Below are 4452 nucleotides of genomic sequence, written 5' to 3'. Positions count from 1 at the left end.
GAGACGGTCGACCACGCCGCCGGCGTCCTGCTGGACCGCGTCGAGGGCGAGGTGGTCAGCGCCGGGGACGTGGTGGCCTCCGTCCACGCGGGCGACGCGGCACGGTTGCCCGCCGCCGTCGACGAGCTCCGGGCCGCCCTGGGCACGGGCCCTGGGCGCGGTCCCGCGGGGGAGGTCGCCGACCGCCTGCGCGGGTGGTGACCCGTCAGGCCATGTCGGGGGTGGTGACGAGCTTCTCGACGTCGTCGACGAGGTCGCGCCACTCGGTTGCCTCGTCGTCGAACGGTGCGGTCGGCTCGAGCAGCCTGGCGTCGTCGGGGTTGAGCACGTAGTGCAGGAACCGACGCAGCGCCGAGCCGCGGCCGGTGACCGACGCCTCGAGCTCGGCGTCGCCGACATAGTTGGCGAGGTCGGTGATGAGTTCCACGGCCAGGCCGAGCTGGTCGGAGTCGACCATGTCGGGGCCGACCTCGATGTCGCGGTCGAGCCCCGCCAGGACGTAGGCGTTGTCGTCGGTGACGTGGACGTCGAGGCTGCCGTCGACCGCGGCGAGCTTGACGCGCTCGTACGTGGCCACCCTGCTGAGCGTCGCGTCGTCGTTGTCCGCCAGGAAGCGGGCCAGGCCGCGGGGGCTGGTGAAGACGTAGGCCTGGTCGCCGTCCCCGAGGAACACGGGGCGGTCCCCGAGGTAGCAACGCAGGCTGAGGTACTCCTGATCGGAGAACACGATCTTGACGGGGTCGATACCGACGCTCTCCCACAGGGAGCCCTCGGGGTAGCCGGTGGGTGCGGGCTCGGGCTCCGGCTCCGGCTCGGGGAGTGCAGCCTCGGCGGTCGCGAGGTCGCGGCGGGCACGCTCGACCTCGCCGCGGTCGAGGTCGGGGGTGGCCATGACGTCCTGGATGGCGTCGAGGACGTCGTCCCAGCCCTTGGCGACGGTCTTGCGGATGGACTTCCACAGCTTGAGCCCGTCGCGGCCGTAGAACTCGTCCATGCCGTGCGTGACGGACGCCAGGACGGGATTGCCGTTGAAGAACTTGGTCACGGTGTCGAGTTCGCACACCTCGCCGATCGAGCGGGCGATCGCGAAGGACTGGTCGATCTCGTCGACCGAGGACTCGGTGGGGTTCTCGCCGAGCAGTTCGAGGACGCCGACCAGGTCGTAGCAGTTCTCGTCGGCGGCGCGGAAGTCGAGGACGTCGGACTGTGCGAACTGCTCCCACGAGGGGTGGTCCTGCAGGTCGTGCTCGGCGCCGCTGCGCACCAGCGCCAGGAGTTCGGCCGTCGAGTCGAACGCGTAGAGATCGTCACCGAGGCCCAGGAACGCCTCCCAGTCGTCGTTGTCCTCGCGCCAGCTGGGTGCCCAGAGGGTCGTGACGTCTCCCTCCGGGAGACCGAGCTCGATCGGGACGATGTCCTTGGCCATGCTGGTCAGCATATCCACGCCCGCTCAGCCGGTGCCACGGCCCGCCCGGGTGGCGTCCGGGTGCCGGCGGGCGGCGTCCTCGGCGGCGCCCCTACGACCGATCACCGCGAGCGCCACCGAGCCCGACACCAGCTCGGCGCGTCGCGCGTTGGCCTGTTCGACGGCGTCCGCGGTGGCCTCGAGGATCGACGCGGCGACCGTCTCCCAGCCGTGGCGGCGCAGGCCGGATGCCAAGACGAGATCGATCACGGTCCCGCCGGAGTCCGCGGTGGCGGTGGCGAGCTGGTCGCGGCTGCTGGACACCACGCGCAGCGTCTCCAGCTGGTCGTGGGCGGACTCCCATTCGGCCGCGATCCCGCGCAGACGGTCGAGGAAGGCCTCCACGTCCAGTCCGCCGCCGCTCACGAGACGGTCTCCCGCAGCTCGTCGTCGTCCCACTGCCACTCGTCACGACCGTGTCCGTCACCCTCCTCGGCGGCGAGGCGTTCGAGGAGTTCGCGGGCGTCGCCCGCCGCGGCGGTGAGCGTGCGCAGGACCGCCCGCGCCACCTCCGTAGACGGGCGGTCCAGCAGGTCAGCAGGCAGGGCCAGACCCACCGGCACGCCGTCGGTACCGACCTCGGCGACCACGCCGGTCATGGGGTCGGTGCGACGGCAGGTGTCGCGGGTCATCCGCCTGTCGGGCGGTAGAAACCGTAGAAGGACATGCCTATATTGTCGGTGCGCAGGCCCGATACCGCTACAGGGTCCCCGGCCTCCACGATCTGCCCGTTGCCGATGTACATGGCGACGTGACCGTCCCACACCAGCAGGTCACCAGGCATGAGGTCCTGCGCCGACACCTGGACGCCGACGCCCTGTTCCTGGGCCAGCCGGGGGATCTCCACTCCGGCGTCCCGGTACGCCCACTGCGTGAGCCCGCTGCAGTCGAGCCCCTGCCCCGGGGTCGTGCCGCCCCACACGTAGGGCACGCCCTGCTGGCTGAGCGCGTTACGCACCGCCCCGGCGGCCTGTTCGTTGGGGGCGGTGACGACCGAGCCGTCGGGCAGCGTGACCTCGGTACCGCCGCCGATCAGACCGGAACCGGCGTCCCCGAAGCCCACTGAACCGGGCGCCGCGGTCGCCGCCCCCTCGGACGATCCGCCGTACCCGTCCGGCGACGCCGTCGCACCCACAGAGCCGCCACCCGCGGAGTAGGCTCCGCCTGCGCCGCCGTGAGCCCCGCCCGCCGCGCTGTCGGCGGCGGTGATCGCGCCCGGTCCCGACCCCGAGTAGGCGACCGTGGTTGCGTTGATCGCGCCGCCGGTGCTGCTGTCCGCGGCGAGCGCGCCCGGCATGCGCGGCGCCGGCGGAATGCCCGCGGCGATCGCCCGCATTTCCGCGGTGGGGATTCTGAGTTCGTTCTGCACGCGCTCGGCTACCTGTATCCCGCGCGCGAGGTGCTCTGCGGCCAGGCCGAGCAGCGCACCCTGCCCGGCCGGGGTCACCAGCGCCGGACCGAGGGCGGCGGCGCGGGCGATGAACTGCTGGACGATGCCGATCACCTCGACGGTGCCGCGGACCACGATCTCCGCCGCGACCGCGGTGACGCGCGCGATCTCCGCCGCGGACTCCCCGAGCGCGCCCATGGTCCGTCCGACCTCCGCGATCGAGTGGGCCGCACCGAGGGAGGCGAGCGAGTTCCACGATTCGGACAACAGCCGCTCGAGGGGCGGCCCCATCTGCTGGGCCACCTCGAGGCCCTCGCTGACCGGCCGCATGATGTCGCGGGCCTCGCCGGGGACGAACTCCTCGGCGGACAGCAGGTCGAGGATCTGCTTTATGGGGCCCGCGTAGGCCAACGCGTCGGCGATCACCGGATCACACCCACCTCTCGGTCATGTCGAGCCCCGCTGGGCCCGCACCCGCCGCTCCCGGGCCCCCGGTGCCCGCCGCACCGATCATGGCCGCGCCCGCGGCGTCGGACTCCTCGAACAGACGGCCGGTCTGCAGCACCAGGTCGCCGGCGGCGTCCGTGACGCGCGTGAGGCCTGCCAGCACCTCGCGATGCCGTGCGGTGGCGGCCAGCAACGCGGACATGAAGTCGGCCCCGACCGGACCCACGACCGGTGCGACCGCGTCGATCGGCACCGCGTCGACCGCCTCGAGCGCGCTCCCCAGCGTGTCGGCCAGGGTGGTCAGCCCCGTGCCCAGTTCCCGTAAACCGTCGACATCGACATCGATCGCCCCGTCCGCCATGGCCTCGTCCCCTCAACGCCGTCTTCTCGTCCGTCACAGGGTTCGACGCGCAGGGGAGGCGATCCGGTTCCACCCGGTCCGCGATTTGTCCGGTGTGGAATCCTGACGGGCATGGACATCATCGTCGTGGACCACCCGCTGGTCGGGGACCGGCTCCGAACCCTGCGGGATTCCGCCACCGACACCGCCGGGTTCCGGGCCGCGATGGACGCGCTCGGGACCATGCTCTGTTACGAGGCGTTCCGCTCGATCCCGACGAAGCAGGTCCCGGTGACCACCCCCATCGTCGAAACGACGGGGGTGGCCGTGGACGGCGTGCCGCTGGTCGTCCCGGTCCTGCGCGCGGGCCTGGGCCTGCTGGACCCGGCCACCCGGCTGCTGCCCGGGGCGCAGGTCGGGTTCATCGGCCTGGCCCGCGATGAGGAGAGCCACGAGCCGGTGTCGTATCTGTGCTCGCTGCCCGAGGACCTCGCCGGACGCCACGTGGTGGTGCTCGACCCGATGCTCGCGACCGGCGGCTCGCTGGTCACGACGTTGGAGACGCTCGCGGCGCGGGGCGCGACCGGCCTGACGGTGGTGTGCGTCCTGTGCGCGCCGGAGGGGATCGAGGCCGTGCGCGAGTCTGGCCTGGCGGCGACGCTGGTCACCGCGACGATCGACGAGCGCCTCGACGAGAACGCCTTCATCGTCCCCGGCCTGGGCGACGCGGGCGACCGCCTCTTCGGCCCCCGCTGAACGGCGGTCCCGTCTGACGCGAGCCCCCCGCAGACGCGAGCCCCCGCAGACGCG

Annotated in this window: 6 protein-coding genes and 1 pseudogene; 2 read left to right on the top strand and 5 right to left on the bottom strand. The window is 72.6% G+C overall.

Translation table 11 applies throughout. The features are described from left to right. Positions 1–201: pseudogene (locus tag HMPREF3086_RS17565) on the top strand (thymidine phosphorylase); the annotation flags it as partial. Positions 202–205: 4 nt separating this feature from the next. Here the strand turns inward: HMPREF3086_RS17565 and HMPREF3086_RS17560 are convergent. Genes HMPREF3086_RS17560 through HMPREF3086_RS17540 form a run of 5 tightly spaced genes read right to left on the bottom strand, consistent with a single transcriptional unit; the run spans position 206 to position 3663 of the window. Next, positions 206–1426 carry a primosomal protein gene (locus tag HMPREF3086_RS17560; RefSeq protein WP_198150709.1) on the bottom strand — a complete coding sequence of 407 codons (1221 nt, stop codon included), beginning with the start codon at positions 1424–1426 and terminating at the stop codon, positions 206–208. A 24-nt stretch (positions 1427–1450) separates the two neighbouring features. After that, positions 1451–1831: a YbaB/EbfC family nucleoid-associated protein gene (locus HMPREF3086_RS17555; RefSeq protein WP_070723234.1), complete on the bottom strand. Its 381-nt coding sequence runs from the start codon at positions 1829–1831 to the stop codon at positions 1451–1453. Then, the gene (locus tag HMPREF3086_RS17550) at positions 1828–2097 is read right to left on the bottom strand and encodes a hypothetical protein (protein WP_061228068.1); all 270 of its coding nucleotides are present in this window, start codon (positions 2095–2097) and stop codon (positions 1828–1830) included. The genes HMPREF3086_RS17555 and HMPREF3086_RS17550 overlap by 4 nt, the downstream gene beginning before the upstream one ends. Further along, a complete protein-coding gene (locus HMPREF3086_RS17545; protein WP_083324516.1) occupies positions 2094–3281 on the bottom strand; it encodes a C40 family peptidase in 1188 nt (395 codons plus the stop codon). Before HMPREF3086_RS17545 ends, HMPREF3086_RS17550 begins: the two co-directional genes overlap by 4 nt. A gap of 4 nt (positions 3282–3285) precedes the next feature. Then, the gene (locus HMPREF3086_RS17540) at positions 3286–3663 is read right to left on the bottom strand and encodes a type VII secretion target (RefSeq protein ID WP_061914031.1); all 378 of its coding nucleotides are present in this window, start codon (positions 3661–3663) and stop codon (positions 3286–3288) included. A gap of 111 nt (positions 3664–3774) precedes the next feature. Here HMPREF3086_RS17540 and upp point away from each other — a divergent pair, with 111 nt between their 5' ends. Continuing rightward, positions 3775–4398 (top strand): uracil phosphoribosyltransferase, encoded by a 624-nt coding sequence (gene upp, locus HMPREF3086_RS17535; protein ID WP_007628887.1) that lies wholly within the window; start codon positions 3775–3777, stop codon positions 4396–4398. Positions 4399–4452 lie beyond the last annotated feature (54 nt).

The organism is Dietzia sp. HMSC21D01 (assembly GCF_001815995.1).
In the GTDB taxonomy this organism is placed as follows: Bacteria; Actinomycetota; Actinomycetes; order Mycobacteriales; family Mycobacteriaceae; genus Dietzia; species Dietzia cinnamea.
The sequence above is the reverse complement of the archived record's forward strand: the minus strand, read 5'-3'. Positions and strand labels throughout refer to the sequence as shown.

What these genes read in the sequence shown, in the direction of transcription:
- upp (WP_007628887.1), top strand. Translation starts at nt 3,775, where the DNA reads ATGGACATCATCGTCGTGGACCACCCGCTGGTCGGGGACCGGCTCCGA.
- HMPREF3086_RS17540 (WP_061914031.1), bottom strand. Translation starts at nt 3,663, where the DNA reads ATGGCGGACGGGGCGATCGATGTCGATGTCGACGGTTTACGGGAACTG.
- HMPREF3086_RS17560 (WP_198150709.1), bottom strand. Translation starts at nt 1,426, where the DNA reads ATGGCCAAGGACATCGTCCCGATCGAGCTCGGTCTCCCGGAGGGAGAC.
- HMPREF3086_RS17550 (WP_061228068.1), bottom strand. Translation starts at nt 2,097, where the DNA reads ATGACCCGCGACACCTGCCGTCGCACCGACCCCATGACCGGCGTGGTC.